At 60.3% G+C, this 14,639-nt stretch carries 13 protein-coding genes and 2 pseudogenes; 10 read left to right on the forward strand and 5 right to left on the reverse strand.

Annotated elements, in window-relative coordinates; genetic code table 11:
* Window positions 1-123 precede the first annotated feature (123 nt).
* From CKW19_RS21765 to CKW19_RS21780, 4 genes and pseudogenes are all read left to right on the forward strand, one after another.
* On the forward strand, window positions 124-2,043 hold the full coding sequence (locus CKW19_RS21765; protein WP_095059796.1) for an alkaline phosphatase D family protein: 1,920 nt from the start codon (window positions 124-126) through the stop codon (window positions 2,041-2,043).
* Between the two features lie 36 nt (window positions 2,044-2,079).
* Window positions 2,080-2,298, forward strand: a pseudogene (locus tag CKW19_RS21770) (adenylate kinase); the annotation flags it as partial.
* A gap of 249 nt (window positions 2,299-2,547) precedes the next feature.
* Window positions 2,548-2,802: a type II toxin-antitoxin system prevent-host-death family antitoxin gene (locus CKW19_RS21775; RefSeq protein WP_095059797.1), complete on the forward strand. Its 255-nt coding sequence runs from the start codon at window positions 2,548-2,550 to the stop codon at window positions 2,800-2,802.
* Window positions 2,799-3,053 carry a Txe/YoeB family addiction module toxin gene (locus CKW19_RS21780; protein ID WP_095059798.1) on the forward strand — a complete coding sequence of 85 codons (255 nt, stop codon included), beginning with the start codon at window positions 2,799-2,801 and terminating at the stop codon, window positions 3,051-3,053. Before CKW19_RS21775 ends, CKW19_RS21780 begins: the two co-directional genes overlap by 4 nt.
* Window positions 3,054-3,061: 8 nt before the next feature.
* Here the strand turns inward: CKW19_RS21780 and CKW19_RS21785 are convergent, their stop codons facing one another.
* On the reverse strand, window positions 3,062-4,237 hold the full coding sequence (locus CKW19_RS21785) for an aspartate aminotransferase family protein (RefSeq protein WP_095059799.1): 1,176 nt from the start codon (window positions 4,235-4,237) through the stop codon (window positions 3,062-3,064).
* A 102-nt stretch (window positions 4,238-4,339) separates the two neighbouring features.
* Between CKW19_RS21785 and CKW19_RS21790 the strand changes: the two genes are divergently transcribed.
* Complete coding sequence (locus tag CKW19_RS21790; RefSeq protein WP_095059800.1) at window positions 4,340-5,245, forward strand: LysR family transcriptional regulator; 906 nt, start codon at window positions 4,340-4,342, stop codon at window positions 5,243-5,245.
* Between the two features lie 66 nt (window positions 5,246-5,311).
* Window positions 5,312-6,325: pseudogene (locus CKW19_RS21795) on the forward strand (diguanylate cyclase domain-containing protein).
* Between the two features lie 3 nt (window positions 6,326-6,328).
* On the opposite strand, the gene msrA reads toward CKW19_RS21795, so the two are convergent.
* Both msrA and msrB read right to left on the reverse strand, forming a co-directional pair.
* Complete coding sequence (gene msrA, locus CKW19_RS21800) at window positions 6,329-7,033, reverse strand: peptide-methionine (S)-S-oxide reductase MsrA (RefSeq protein ID WP_095059801.1); 705 nt, start codon at window positions 7,031-7,033, stop codon at window positions 6,329-6,331.
* The gene (msrB, locus tag CKW19_RS21805) at window positions 7,030-7,560 is read right to left on the reverse strand and encodes a peptide-methionine (R)-S-oxide reductase MsrB (RefSeq protein ID WP_095059802.1); all 531 of its coding nucleotides are present in this window, start codon (window positions 7,558-7,560) and stop codon (window positions 7,030-7,032) included. Before msrB ends, msrA begins: the two co-directional genes overlap by 4 nt.
* 297 nt (window positions 7,561-7,857) lie before the next feature.
* On the opposite strand from msrB, the gene CKW19_RS21810 reads away from it, so the two are divergent.
* From CKW19_RS21810 to CKW19_RS21825, 4 genes are all read left to right on the forward strand, one after another.
* Entirely contained in the window at window positions 7,858-8,577 is a 720-nt protein-coding gene (locus tag CKW19_RS21810; protein ID WP_095059803.1) for a response regulator transcription factor, read from the forward strand.
* Window positions 8,574-10,094 (forward strand): ATP-binding protein, encoded by a 1,521-nt coding sequence (locus CKW19_RS21815; RefSeq protein WP_095059804.1) that lies wholly within the window; start codon window positions 8,574-8,576, stop codon window positions 10,092-10,094. The genes CKW19_RS21810 and CKW19_RS21815 overlap by 4 nt, the downstream gene beginning before the upstream one ends.
* A gap of 167 nt (window positions 10,095-10,261) precedes the next feature.
* Window positions 10,262-10,966 carry a hypothetical protein gene (locus CKW19_RS21820; protein WP_095059805.1) on the forward strand — a complete coding sequence of 235 codons (705 nt, stop codon included), beginning with the start codon at window positions 10,262-10,264 and terminating at the stop codon, window positions 10,964-10,966.
* A gap of 334 nt (window positions 10,967-11,300) precedes the next feature.
* The gene (locus CKW19_RS21825; RefSeq protein ID WP_095059806.1) at window positions 11,301-12,731 is read left to right on the forward strand and encodes a PLP-dependent aminotransferase family protein; all 1,431 of its coding nucleotides are present in this window, start codon (window positions 11,301-11,303) and stop codon (window positions 12,729-12,731) included.
* A gap of 99 nt (window positions 12,732-12,830) precedes the next feature.
* Here the strand turns inward: CKW19_RS21825 and CKW19_RS21830 are convergent, their stop codons facing one another.
* Window positions 12,831-13,631 (reverse strand): N-acyl homoserine lactonase family protein, encoded by an 801-nt coding sequence (locus CKW19_RS21830; RefSeq protein ID WP_095059807.1) that lies wholly within the window; start codon window positions 13,629-13,631, stop codon window positions 12,831-12,833.
* A 15-nt stretch (window positions 13,632-13,646) separates the two neighbouring features.
* Window positions 13,647-14,606: a diiron oxygenase gene (locus CKW19_RS21835; protein WP_095059808.1), complete on the reverse strand. Its 960-nt coding sequence runs from the start codon at window positions 14,604-14,606 to the stop codon at window positions 13,647-13,649.
* Window positions 14,607-14,639 lie beyond the last annotated feature (33 nt).

The raw sequence follows: 14,639 nt of genomic DNA on the forward strand, positions 1-14,639 counted from the left end.
CAGACGACAATGGCTTTTCATTTCGTGACAGGCATGACATGACAAGACACGCCCCATTAGCCTGTCAGCCCTCGACCTGCGCTATCATCGCCCGCCTCTGTGCCCCAAGAGTCTTGAATCCGGATGTCCGCGACGCTGCCACTGCCCGACGAATGCACTTCCCTGCCACCAGTCCTGGCCGGCCCGCTGTTGCGACGACTGGAGCCCTCGCGTCTGGTGCTGTGGCTGGTCGGCTCGCGGGCACTGGAGCTGACTTTGCGCGTGCAGGGTATCGGTGACATCCGCCTCGATACGACGCACTGCACCGTGGTGGCGGTGGGCGCCCATGCCTTCGTTCATTTGATCGACGTATCGCTCGAAACCGCCCTGCCCTGTGACGAGCGGATCGAATACGACCTGCTCATCGACGGCGTTGAAGGTATCGCCGACTGGGCACCGCACCTGCTGTACGGCGATGCCGTGCGCCCGGACTTCGTACTGCGCTCACGGGTGGATCAATTGCTGCACGGCTCCTGCCGCAAGCCTCATCACCCGGCGACCGACGGTTTGCTGTGCGTCGATGAGCTGTTGGCGCAACAACATGAAGCCCTGGATCGCCCTGCCCTGCTAATCATGACCGGCGATCAGGTTTACGCCGACGATGTCGCGGGGCCGATGCTGCGGGCGATTCATGCTTTGATCGAGCGACTGGGACTGTTCGAAGAACACCTCGAAGGCGCCGTGGTCAGCGACAGCGCCAAGCTTTACGAACACCCCGCCAGCTACTACCACCGCGCCGACTTGCTACCGGCGCTGGAGAGCAACGAAACCCTGCGCGATCGGTTTTTCGGTGGTGCACGCAAACCGATTTTCACCAGCAGCAGTGCCGATAACCACCTGGTGACGTTCGCCGAAGTCATGGCCATGTACTTGCTGGTCTGGTCGTCAACTCCCTGGACCTTGATTGCACCGCAACCACCGGTACTGACAGCGCAACGCCGCGAGCGCTACGCGCTGGAGCAGACGTACATCGATGGCTTCAAGGCCGGGCTGGGCAACGTCGCCCGGGCATTGGCGCACATGCCGACGCTGATGATTTTCGACGACCACGACATTACCGATGACTGGAATCTTTCCGCGCAATGGGAAGAAACGGCCTACGGCCATCCGTTCTCCAAACGCATCATCGGCAATGCGTTGATTGCCTACATGCTGTGCCAGGGCTGGGGCAACAACCCGGACGCCTTCCGTGACGTCGTGGAGAAGGCCCGCGCGTTCAGTGCCACCGGGCACGACCGCTACCTCGACAGCCCGGTTCAGGACGACTTGATCGATGACCTGCTGAAGTTTCAAAACTGGCATTTTGTACTGCCCACCACCCCGGCGGTCGTCGTTGTCGACACCCGAACCCGGCGCTGGCGCAGCGAGATGAACCTCAAGCAACCCTCCGGCCTGCTGGACTGGGAAGCCCTCAGCGAACTGCAACAGGAACTGCTGGACCATCCGAGCGCCATCATCGTTTCGCCGGCGCCGATCTTCGGCGTCAAACTGATCGAAACCGTGCAGCGGGTGTTCAGTTGGTGCGGTTTCCCCCTGCTGGTGGACGCGGAAAACTGGATGGCCCATCGCGGTGCCGCGCAAGTGATCCTGAACATCTTCCGCCACTCGCGCACACCGGGAAACTACGTGGTGCTGTCGGGGGATGTGCATTACTCCTTCGTCTACGAAGTGCTGATCCGCCATCGCAAGGCCGGTCCGAAAATCTGGCAGATCACCAGCAGCGGCATCAAGAACGAGTTCCCGCCAACCCTGCTGGAGTGGTTCGACCGCCTCAACCGCTGGCTGTATTCGCCGCGCTCACCGCTGAACTGGCTGACCAAACGTCGGCGCATGCGCATCGTGCCGCACGTGCCGGAACATGCTGAAGCGGGCGAACGGTTATGGAATTCAGCGGGGATCGGCCAAGTGTTTTTCAATGACAGCGGCCAGCCGCAGGATATCTTTCAGCACAATTCGAATGGCTCGCCGAAGACACGAATGGTCGCACCCGAAAGCGATGATTGAGCGCAAAAACCCTCCTACAGTTGATCGGTATCGCTCATGGACCTCACCCGAACGCTGATCATTGGTAACTCCGGCTCGGGCAAAAGCTGGCTCGCGCAGCAACTGGCCGGGCCACTGCAAGCGACCTGGGTCGACCTGGATTCGCTTCATTGGCTGAGCGACGAACACAGCATCGCCCGACCCCGCGCCGAAGCCTTGGGCATGGCGCGGATCGCGGCCGATGAAGAACGCTGGGTGATCGAAGGGTTTGGCGGTTCAAGGATTCAGTTGATGGACCGGGTTCAAATCATGGATCTCGCTAAAATAATTCGGCTCAGCGATTGATCATCTTCACATCGGTCTATCAGACAAGGACTACGCCGCTCACAGAAACGTCCCGATGAGGTTTCGTCCACACTCAGTACAAACGTTCATGCGCAAAAGCAAAAACGACCACTGAGAGGTATCGCCTTGTCATCCTGTACTCATTTCTGTACGTTCTTTGCATCAAGCGAGGACTGCACCATGCAAACCATTAACTACACCACCGCACGCGCACACTTGGCAGAGACCATGGATCGGGTCAACGAGGACCAAGCACCATTGCTGGTCACCCGTCAGAAAGGTGAACCGGTGGTGATGATGTCCCTGGCGGAATACAACGCCCTTGAAGAGACCGCCTACCTGCTTCGCTCCCCCGCCAATGCTGAACGCCTGATCAAATCAATCGGCAACCTGCGGGCCGGAAAAACCAAAGCCAGGCAACTTATCGAAGAATGAAAACCGAGTTCACTCCTGAAGGCTGGGACGACTATCTTTGGTTCCAGCAAAACGACAAGGCGGGGCTCAAACGAATCAACTTGTTGATCAAGTCAATTCAGCGCGAGCCGTTCGATGGCCCGGGAAAACCAGAGCCACTCAAACACAATCTGAGTGGCTTCTGGTCACGACGAATTACCGCTGAGCATCGCTTGGTCTACACCATCGAGGACGGAGAGTTACGCATCGTAATGTGCAGATACCATTACTGAAGCCATCCTCACGCCGCTTTCACAACACGACTCACCCCTCTGACAATCATCTCCACCTCCCGCTCATCAAGGGTCAACGGCGGCAGCAGCCGAATGGTTTGCCCACGCGTCACGTTGATCAGCAAGGCATGATCCCGCGCGGCGATCAGGCTCAGGTCGCGGATCGGTTGCTTGAGTTCGATGCCGATCATCAGGCCCTGCCCACGGATCGCCGAGACGTTCGGGTGGTCCGCCAATTCCATGCGCAATCTGCTCAGCAAATGTTCGCCCTGAAGCCGGGCGTTTTCCAGCAGGCCTTGTTCTTCGATGATATCCAGCACGGTGCAACCGACCCGACAGGCCAGCGGATTGCCACCGAAGGTGCTGCCGTGGCTGCCGGGCGTGAACAGGTCGGCGGCTTTGCCACGGGCCAGGCAGGCACCAATCGGCACGCCGTTGCCCAGGCCCTTGGCCAAGGTCATGACGTCCGGGACGATACCTTCGTGCTGAAACGCGAACCACTGGCCGGTGCGGCCGATGCCGGTCTGGATTTCGTCGAGCATCAGCAGCCACGAGCGCCGGTTGCACAGTTCGCGCACGGCTTTCAGGTAACCGGGCGGCGCCAGTTGCACGCCGCTCTCGCCCTGAATCGGTTCCATCAGGATCGCCACGATGCGCGAGCCATGCGCCTGCTGCACGCGATCCAACGCCTTCAGGTCGCCGAACGGCACCTTGATGAAATCCCCCGGCAATTTGTTGAAGCCCAGGCGCACGGCCGGGCCGTCACTGGCGGATAACGTGCCGAGGGTGCGCCCATGAAACGCATTCTCCATGACCACCACCAGCGGTTGCTCGATGCCTTTGTGCCAGCCATGCAAGCGCGCAATCTTCAGTGCTGTTTCGTTGGCCTCGGCACCGGAGTTGTTGAAGAACGCCCGGTCCATGCCCGACAACGCCGTCAATTTCTGCGCCAGCCGCTGTTGCCAGTCGATGCTGTAGAGGTTGGAGGTGTGCAACAGCAACCCGGCCTGCTCCGTGATGGCGGCGACGATTTTCGGATGGGAATGGCCGACGTTGGTTACCGCCACGCCTGCAACCGCGTCCAGGTATTCACGCCCGGCCTGATCCCACAGGCGTGTGCCCAGGCCCTTGTTGAAGCTCAGGGCAAGCGGTTGGTAAGTGCTCATCAGGCAGGCGGCGGTCATGACATCAAGCTCCAGCAAGGGTCGGTGTTTTTGCAGTATGGTTAGCCACCCGAGCTGGATAAACGCGATAAAACTTCAATCATCTTCAACCATGGATTGATAATGGACCTGTTCCAGGCAATGACCGTTTACGTGAAAGTGGTGGAAGCCGGCAGCATGACGGCCGCTGCCTTGCAGTGCGAAATGTCCACGACCATGGTCGGTAATCACCTCAAGGCGCTGGAGCAACGCCTGGGTGTGCGTCTGCTCAACCGGACAACGCGACGCCAGCGGCTCACCGAGTTCGGCGCGGCGTACTACCAGCGCTGCCTGGAAGTGCTGGGCTTGGTGGCCGATTCCGAGCGGTTGGCCGAACAGGCCCTCGACGAACCAAGCGGCACACTGCGCATCACCGCGCCGCTGACCTTCGGCACTGAACGCCTGGCCCCGGCCCTGAGCGAGTTCAGCCTGCACAACCCGCGGGTGAAACTGGACGTCACGCTGACCAATCGACGCCCGGACCTGCTCGAAAACGGACTCGACGTGGCTTTCCGCCTCGGCGAGCTCGAAGCCTCCAACCTGATCGCCCGGCCGCTGATCGACTACACGCTGACCATGTGCGCATCACCGGCGTACCTGGCACGCCGGGGCACCCCGCAAATACCTGAAGACCTGCAACACCACGACTGTCTGTCGTTCGCCTATCCGGCCGGTGATGACTGGCATTCGGTGGAAAAGGAATGGCGCCTGGCCGGACCGGACGGCGACGTTCTGGTGGCGGTCAGTGGTCCGATGTTGATCAACAGTTCGGCCGGGCTGCATCAAGCTGCGCGCACCGGCATGGGCATCGTGATGCTGCCTGACGCCCTGGTCGAACAAGATCTCAGGGACGGAAAATTGCTGGCCCTGATGCCGGATTACTGTCCACCGAGCCGTCCGATGAACCTGATGTACGCACAGGATCGTTACCGCTTGCCAAAATTGCGCCGTTTCGTCGATTTCGCCCTGCAGATGTGGGGCAAACACTAGCCGCCACAATACTCATGCACTAATCTGCCGCTTATCAGCCAGACATCAGGACGCAGGGAGAGCGAGATGGGTGAGGCATCGAGTATCGAGCCGTTTAAATTCAACGTGTCGGACATGAACGACGACATGTTGCACACCATCCTGGAGCTGGTCAGCGACGGGATCTGGGACTGAAACGCCAACACCGGTTTCGTCTACCGCACAGCGCGGTGGTACGAGATGCTCGGCTATACGCCTCACTCCCTGGACAACAACGTCTTGACCTGGGAGAACCTCATCCACCCCGAGGATTACCCGCGGGTCATGGCCGTGTTTGACGACTACCTGAGCGAGCGGGCGCCGGGTTATCAAGCCGAGTATCGCTGCCGCATGCAGGACGGCCAATACCTCTGGATCGAAGACCGCGGCCACATCCTGGCGCGCAATGCTGACGGCTCGGTGGCGCGGATGATCGGCGCCCACCGCAGCATCGAAGACAAGCGACGCCTGTTCGAAGAACTCGAACGGCGCAATCACTCCCTCGAAGCACTGATTGAAGAGCGCACCCGCGAATTGTCGCGGGTCAATCTGCAGCTACAGCTGCAACTCGATGAAAACCGCAAGCTGGCGCAAACCGACACCCTGACGTGCATCGCCAATCGCTATCGCCTGGAACAGGTGCTGCCCCAGGCCTGCGAGCGCGCCCAACGCTTTCGCGAGCCACTGTCGCTGATTGCCATGGACATCGACGACTTCAAAATCATCAACGATCACTACGGTCATGCCTTGGGTGACGCTGCCCTGGTGCATGTGGTCGACAACGTGAAGCGCTTCGTGCGCGCAGGCGACTTGTTGGCGCGATGGGGTGGCGACGAATTCATCATGACGCTGCCCAACACGTCGCTGGCCGAAGCCAGAACCCTGGCCGAGAAAATCCGCCACGGCCTTGTGGATTTGCTGCCAGTCGGCGATTTCAACGTGACCATGAGCTTCGGCGTGGTCCAGCGCTTCGACGATGAACAGCAAACCGGCCTGATGGCCCGGGCCGATCAGGCGCTGTATCGGTCGAAAATCGCCGGCAAGAATGTGATCTCCGGATAACGCCTACCTCCCCGCCTTCACCAACACCGGTTTGTCCTGATAACGCTCGGGGTACAGCTGTTTGAGCTGCGCCACTTTCGGCAAATCGTTGATCACGATATACGGATAGGTCGGATGCTCGGTGAGAAAGTCCTGATGCTCCTCCTCTGCCGGGTAGAAGCCGTTGAAAGTTTCCAGTTTGGTCACGATGGGTTTACTGAACGACTTGGCCGCGTCGAGTTGGGCGATGTAGGCCTGCGCGACTTTTTGCTGCTCGGCGCTTTGGGGGAAAAGGGCTGAACGATATTGAGTCCCGGTGTCGGGGCCCTGACGGTTGAGTTCGGTCGGGTTATGGGCCACCGAAAAGTAGATTTGCAGCAGCGTGCCGTAGCTGACCTGGCTCGGATCGAAGGTCACCTCGACCGATTCCGCGTGCCCGGTATTGCCATCGCTGACCCGCTCGTACTGCGCGGTGTTGGCCGCACCACCGGCATACCCGGAGACCGCGTTTTTAACGCCTTTGACATGCTGGAACACCCCTTGGACACCCCAGAAACAACCGCCTGCAAAAACTGCGGTTTCGCTGCGCGCCTGGGTGCTTTCGTCGAGTGTCGGTGGCGGCAGCAGGACAGCCTCTGCCGCGCCGAAAGAAAGCGCCGAGCATTGCCCGATAACGCCGGCAGCAACCATTGCCAACAACGTGCGACGCCACGTGAAAAGATTTTTCATGAGGCGGACTCCTGAGTCGTGGGTTCGAACTTAAGCGCCAGACCATTCATGCAGTAACGCAGCCCGGTCGGTTTCGGGCCGTCATCGAAGACATGCCCCAAATGCCCGCCGCAACGCCGGCAGTGAACCTCTTCACGCAACACACCATAGGAGCGGTCCTGGCGGGTCGCCACGGCCTTGTCCAATGGCGCCCAGAAACTCGGCCAGCCGGTGCGGCTGTCGAACTTGGTCGCTGAAGAAAACAGCGGCAGCTCGCAACCGGCGCAGGCAAACGTGCCGTCGCGGTGCTCGTTGTTCAGCGGGCTGCTGAAGGCGCGTTCGGTGCCCTCTTCGCGGAGGATTTCGTATTGCTCGTCACTCAGAATCGCGTGCCATTCACTGTCGCTGTGGGTCACTTCGAATGCCTCCTCTGCGCGGGCTTCACTGATCAGCGCAGCGCCTGTGGAAAACTTTGGCAACAGGCCGATCGCCAAGGCTGCCACCCCCACTCCACCGCTGACTGCCAAAAATTGCCGTCGTGAAAACATGACCGTCTCCAAAAATTCCAGGGGCCGTTGATGGAACACAGCCTAGGCTTGAGGGGGTCGCCAAATCCTCACGGGAAGTTAAACAATTCGTGATAACTCGGCCCCCGAAAAACCCGCACAATGCGTCATGCAATTTTGAACCTTGCGATTGCTGTCCTTGTAGGAGCCGGCTTGCCGGCGAAGGCGATGTATCAGTCACATCAACTGTGGACGTGCCGCCGTCTTCGCTGGCAAGCCAGCTCCTACAAGGTTTTCGTTAGCGCCATTACGCACAAACCTCGCCAAAGGATGAGCTGGATGGAACAGACCAAACGCGTCCTCGTGGTCGAGGATGACCTGCATATCGCCGACCTGATCTGCCTGCATCTGCGTGATGAGCAGTTCGAGGTCGTGCACAGCGCCGACGGCACCGAAGGCATGCGCCTGTTGCAGCAAGGCAACTGGGATGCGTTGATCCTCGACCTGATGCTGCCCGGCGTCGATGGCCTGGAAATCTGCCGCCGCGCCCGGGCCATGGCGCGCTACACGCCGATCATCATCACCAGCGCACGTTCCAGCGAAGTGCACCGGATTCTCGGCCTCGAACTGGGGGCCGACGATTACCTGGCCAAGCCGTTTTCCATGCTCGAACTGGTGGCCCGGGTCAAAGCGCTGTTGCGCCGGGTCGAAGCCATGGCGCGCAACCTGAAGATGGACGCCGGCAGTTTGCTTGTGGACGGTTTGGCCATCGATCCGATCACCCGCGAAGTGTCCCTCGACGGCCGTCGCCTGGACCTCACGCCCCGGGAGTTCGACTTGTTGTACTTCTTCGCGCGCCAGCCCGGCAAAGTGTTTTCGCGTATGGACTTGCTCAACGCCGTATGGGGCTACAGCCACGAAGGTTACGAGCACACGGTCAACACGCACATCAACCGCTTGCGCGCCAAGATCGAGACCGATCCGGCGCAACCGGTGCGCATCCTCACGGTGTGGGGCCGCGGCTACAAGTTCGCCACCGGGGAGCAAGCGCAACCATGAGGCTGACCCTGACGCAACGCCTGTCCCTGGTGTTCGCCGTGCTGTTGCTGGTGTGCTGCGGCACCTCGGCGTGGTTGCAGGTGCGCTCCAACCAGCTGCATGAACAGGAGGTGGTGCAAGGCTTGTCCCGGGACCTGGCCCAGCACATCGCCAGCGATACCGTGCTGATGGACAACAAAGGCCTGATGCCTGACGCCGTGCGTGATCTGTTCAGCAAGCTGATGCAGGTCAACCCGAGTGTCGAGGTGTACTTGCTCGATACCGAAGGCAAGATTGTCGGTAGCGCCGCGCCCGAAGGCCGGATACGCCGGGAACGGCTCGACCTCGCGCCGATCCAGCGCCTGCTGCGGGGCGATGCCTTGCCGATCCTCGGCGACGACCCGCGCAGCGTCGATACGCGCAAGGTGTTCAGCGCCGCGCCGTTGAAGGTCGACGGCAAACCGGCCGGTTATCTCTACGTGGTATTGCTCGGCGAAGACCACGACCGTTTGGCTGCGCGGGGTGCGACCAGCGCGGCACTCAATACCGCCCTGCTGTCCATCGGTCTTGTCGCGTTGCTGTGCCTGATTGCCGGTCTCACGGCGTTCAGGTTGATCACCCGGCCCTTGCGCCGTTTGACCGAGACCGTCAGCCAGTTCGACATCGATGGCGTCCCGGTCATCCCGGCCCTGCCCGTCGCTGTGGATAAAACCGCCAGCCACGATGAAATCGCCATTCTCGACGCCACGTTCCGCCAGATGCAGGCACGCCTCGGCGAGCAATGGCGCTCCCTGACCCGCCAGGACCAGGAGCGCCGCGAACTGGTGGCGAACATCTCCCACGACCTGCGCACACCATTGGCCTCACTGCACGGCTATCTGGAAACCCTGTCGCTCAAAGACGCGACCCTGTCCCCCGACGACCGTCGCCGCTACCTGGGCATCGCACTGGATCAAAGTCGCAAGGTCGGCGGGTTGGCGCAATCGCTGCTGGAGCTGGTGCGCCTGGAACATGGCTTTGTGCAACCGGTGCTGGAGCGCTTTTCCCTGACCGATCTGGCCCAGGATATTTTCCAGAAATTCGAACTGACCGCCGAGGCGCGTCAGGTCGAATTGAAGGCCACGTTCGCCCCCAACGTTTCGGCAGCCTGCGCCGACCTGGGGTTGATCGAGCGGGTGCTTACCAATCTGTTCGACAACGCCCTGCGCCATACACCGCCAGGGGGCGAAATCGAACTGGGCTTGCGTGTGCAAGGGGCGTTCATCGAAGTGACGGTCAGCGATACCGGACCGGGGATCGCTGCGGAACTGCGTGAAGGATTGTTCTTGCGGCCGTTCAACATTGGCGGCGCCCGGCGCGATGGCGGGTTGGGACTGCGGATCGTGCATCGCATCCTGCAATTGCATGGGCGCGAGATTCAGTTGATCGACGTGCCGGGGCGCGGGGCGACCTTTCGATTCTCGTTGCCGATCGATGAGGAAACGGCGACAGCGTTGGCGGTGCGCTCGATGAACCTCAATACACCGCGGCAGGCCTGACACACCGTGGCGCGGCCATCGCGAACAGGCTCCCACAGAAAAGCAAAAAGATGACCAGCCGCCTGTTCATCCGTGACAACGCCGCCCCGGTCCAATAGATTAGGCGACCTGAAAAAGCCCCCGGGCTTTTTCGCCCCTATTCAAGTTATAGAAGTAGTGAAATTTCAATGTCCGATTCCAACACCGCCGAAACCGTAGCCAACCTGTCGTCCAAAGCGGAATACGAAAACTCCATCAATCTTTCACAACACGTGCCCCAGGCCAAAACCATCAGCGAGATGGTGCTGGACGCTTTCCAGTCCACCCGCGAAAGCGACCAGATCCGCGAGCTGCGCGCCGCGATCCGCCAGGCCCACGACAGCTTCGACGATGACAAAGCCTACGAACTGATGGGCGAACTCAAACAGCTCAAGGACGCCGAAGCTGCAGACATTGCGGCACTGGAAGACCTGAGCAGCAAATTCCCGATCAGCCGCATCCTGTCCAGCTTCAAGGACGACCCGGCGTTTCAGGAAATCGTCTACGGTCTGGCACTGAAGGTGCTGAACCAGACGCATCAAGCCATCAGCAACCCGAGCAGCGGCAAGAGCAAAGCCGCCAAGGCCAAGAAAGAACTCGAAGTGTTCACCATCAGCAAGGACGGCATCAGTGTGACCTTGCCGTTGCGCACCCCACGCTCGCGTTTGAGCGTTGACCGTGAAGCGCTGGAATTCCTCGGGTTCACTTTCGTGGGCGAAGGCGACGAAGCAGAACTGGAAAGCGAGACGTTCCTGGACAACAGTGGCGCCGAGCAAGCGGTCAACCGCAAGAACATCATCACCGCCCTGCAACAGCAGACCGCGTTCGACGGCTATAGCATCGCCGCGCAGTAACCCGACCTCTCACACTTGTGGCGAGCGAGCTTGCTCGCGCTGGGCAGCGTAGCGGCCCCAAAAATCTCAAAGTACAGCCGATTTTTGTGAGTGCTCCGCACTCAAGCGGGAGCAAGCTCCCTCGCCACACATTCCTCAGCGACTGACGCAAGAACCCCGCCATCCAAACGGGGCTTTTTATTGCCCGGGTTTCGGGCAAAACCGCGATTAGTCTTCCAGTATCCACAGCAGGACAACACTTCCCTTCACCCCTCTGCATCACGGGTCCGCCTGCGGGGAGCGTCAACTCACTTTCCAGCCCAAGACCTCAGTGGTGCAACCTGCTGAGGTCTTCATGAACACGACGCCCTTGTACCGTCAGTTGGCCAACCATTACCTGGATGCCATCCGCAGCGGCACGCTGAAAACCGGCGAACGCTTGCCCTCGATCCGCCTGATGATGGAAAAACACGCGGTCAGCCTGTCGACCGCCGTACAGGTGTGCCGGGAACTTGAGGATTGTGGCGTGCTGGAGGCGCGGCCACGCTCGGGCAACTACATCCGCCAGCCCGACACCTTGCCCAAATCCACCTCGATACCCCTCCCGCCAACGATGGATTCCGGGGCTTACGTCGGCATTCATGAACAGGTGTCCTCGGTGCTCAAGGCCAGCCAGCGGGCAACGATCAAGGTCAACTTCGCCAGTGCCTATTGCGCAGCTGAGCTCTATCCGCTGAAGACACTTCAGGACAACCTGATCAAGTCGCTGCGCTACGACTCGCACCTGCTCGGCGCGACGGGTTCGACGTGCGGCAATAGCGCGTTGCGCAACGTCCTGGCGAGGCGTGCGCTGACCACCAAGACTCATCTGGTCGCCGAGCGAATCGTGATCACCCACGGCGCGACCGAAGCGATCAACCTCGCCTTGCGCGCCGTCACGCAGCCCGGCGATACCGTCGCCGTGGAGTCGCCGACCTTCTACGGCCTGCTGCAAATTCTCGAAAGCCTGAACCTGCGGGTGATGGAAGTCCCAGCCTCGGCCCACACGGGAATCAACCTGGCGGCCCTGCAACTTTTGCTGCAAGGCCCCGAGCGGATCAAGGCGTTGATCGTCATTCCCAATCTGCACAATCCGTTGGGCAGCATCATGCCCGACGCCAACAAGGCACGGCTGGTGATGCTGTGCGCCGAGCACGACACGGTGCTGATCGAGGACGACACCTACGGCGACCTGGTGGACACCGAGCAACCTTTGTCCACGCTCAAACACTGGGACCAGACCGACAACGTGATCTATTGCGCCTCGCTGAACAAAACCCTGGCCCCGGGCATACGACTGGGCTGGATCAGCGCCGGAAAATGGCATGACCGCGTGGAGATGCTTAAACACGCCCAGTCCCGAGGCTGCGAAACCTTGTCGCAACTGGCCGTCGGAGCCTTCATGAAGACGCCGTCCTACGAACGTTACCTGCGCCGTTTGAGGAAAACCCTGACACTGCAACGTCGGCAGATGAGCGAGTCGATTACCCGATATTTCCCGCTCGGCACCCGCGTGACCAACCCACAAGGTGGCACGCTGTTGTGGGTGGAACTGCCCCGTCGGCATTCATCCATGGCGTTTTTTCATGAAGCGCTGAAGGTCGGCATCCAGATTTCACCTGGGGATATCTTTTCCAATACCCGGCACTTTGATCACTTCGTGCGAATGGGTTGCGGGGCACCGTACTCGCCGCGGATCGATGAGGCGCTGGAGACGTTGGGCAAAATCCTCAAACATCAAGGTTGACCCAAACCCTGCTCGCGAAAGCGACGTGTCAGTCACATCAATGCTGAATGGGCCGCCGCCTTCGCCAGCAAGCCGGCTCCTACAGGTTTTGAATGTGACTCAGACTGGGGGCTGGTGCAGGCAGATGATATGCGGGTCATCTTTCCAATGCGCAAAACGCTCGGCGATCAGCGGATCATGACCGGGAATGACGTGGTCTTCGCCATCGGCCAGACGGTCGATCTCGCTGAACGCTTCAAGGGTTTGCGCCAGGTCATCGAGGATCGGAAACGGGCTGCGTTCACGAATGTTGACCCACAAATGCGCGGCATCCGACGCCAGCACAATCCAGCCACGCGCCGTGTTCACCCGCACCACCTGACTGCCCGGTGTATGACCGCCCACCGGGTGCAACGTCACGCCGGGCAGTACTTCAACCATGCCGTTGTGCAAGCGCATCCGCCCCTCGAACAACGGTGGCAGCGCCGACATCACATCCTCGACTTCGTAGGTTTTATTCACCGTGCGATGAGCCATTTTCGGACCGGTGCAGAAGCGCAGTTCCGCTTCCTGCAAATGCACCGTCGCCTTGGGAAACAACCCGAGATTGCCGGCATGGTCCCAATGCAAATGCGTGAGGACAAGGTGCTCGACCTGCGTCGGATCGATGTCCAGTTGCCGTAGGGAATCTTCCGGCAGGCGGTACAGCTGACGATTGCGCCGGTCCGCCGTGGCCGGTTGAAAACAGGTGTCGACCACGATCACCTGCTCCTCGTTGCGGATGACCCAGAAGTAATAGTCCAGCGGCATCGGCGCATTTGGATCGCCACAACAGGCGTCGTAGAGAAAGTTCTCCTTGGCGGTGCGCTGGGCATTGGCGCCCACACGGATGGCGAACACTTCGTACACAGGAACGGACATGAACACCTCCGGGGATCAGGCCGCAGCCGTGGCTTTGAGGGTCGGACGGAAGTCGAAGTCGATCTGGTCGCTGATGCCCAGGTCCTGCGCCAATTTATGCAGGCCACTGTAGTCGCGCATGATCGTCGCGTTTTTGTTGCTCTCGCGAGTATCGGCAATGATCAGCGCCGCGTCCTCGACCCCAAGCTGCGTCAGGATCGCCTCCCACATCGAGTAGTCCTGGGCGATAAAAGCACTCAGCGCCACCGACAGGTTGCGTGCGAAAAATGCCCGCTGCTCGGGCTGCATGTTGGCGTACATGACCTTGGCCACTTCCGCCAGCACCTTGCTGTGGGCGTATTCGTCGCGGTTGTGCAGTTCGGCGACGCGGCGGTTTTGCGGCTGGATCGTCTGGTCGTCGGCCAGCAAATCCAGATAAGCGTTAACGCTGATCTCGGCCACCACCGCGAAGGTGATCGCTGCCAAATCCCGCTGCCATTGCTCGGGCAGAGTTTCGCGCTGGGCCTTTAAGCGCAAGTACGTGACCGAGGGCGGCAGGTCCAGATCCTGATCAAGTGCGCGATCCAGTCTGGTTCGCTCGATGGCACGCAAATGCATGAGCGTGTGGTAGTGCTCATCGATCAAGGTCTGCTGCATCGCCTCGCGAAAATGCCAGTCGTCCTTGCCCAGGTATTGATTGGCAATGACGCTCAGCGCCGGGTTCACTAAGAGCTCTTCGGCGGTGACGGTGCGCAGGTTGTAGCCGATCCAGCCCCAGGTCACGACGCGGTTCTTGAGCTCATCGCTCAGCGACTGGAATTTGGGGTGATGAAAAAACGGCACCATGCACTCCGGATAATCCGGGCGCGCCGGGTCGAACACTTCGTCGACCTGGCCCCTGTCCGGCGAACACACCGTGGCACGCTTGGTCCAGGCCTGATTGAGCCGCACGATCAGTTGATGATCGACCTGGGCGATCTCGATTGCTGTCTGCATGACGCGATACCTGTAGGACGCGTACCCGCCAAG

Origin of the sequence: Pseudomonas sp. Irchel s3f7, from assembly GCF_900187615.1 — a bacterium.
GTDB lineage: Bacteria > Pseudomonadota > Gammaproteobacteria > Pseudomonadales > Pseudomonadaceae > Aquipseudomonas.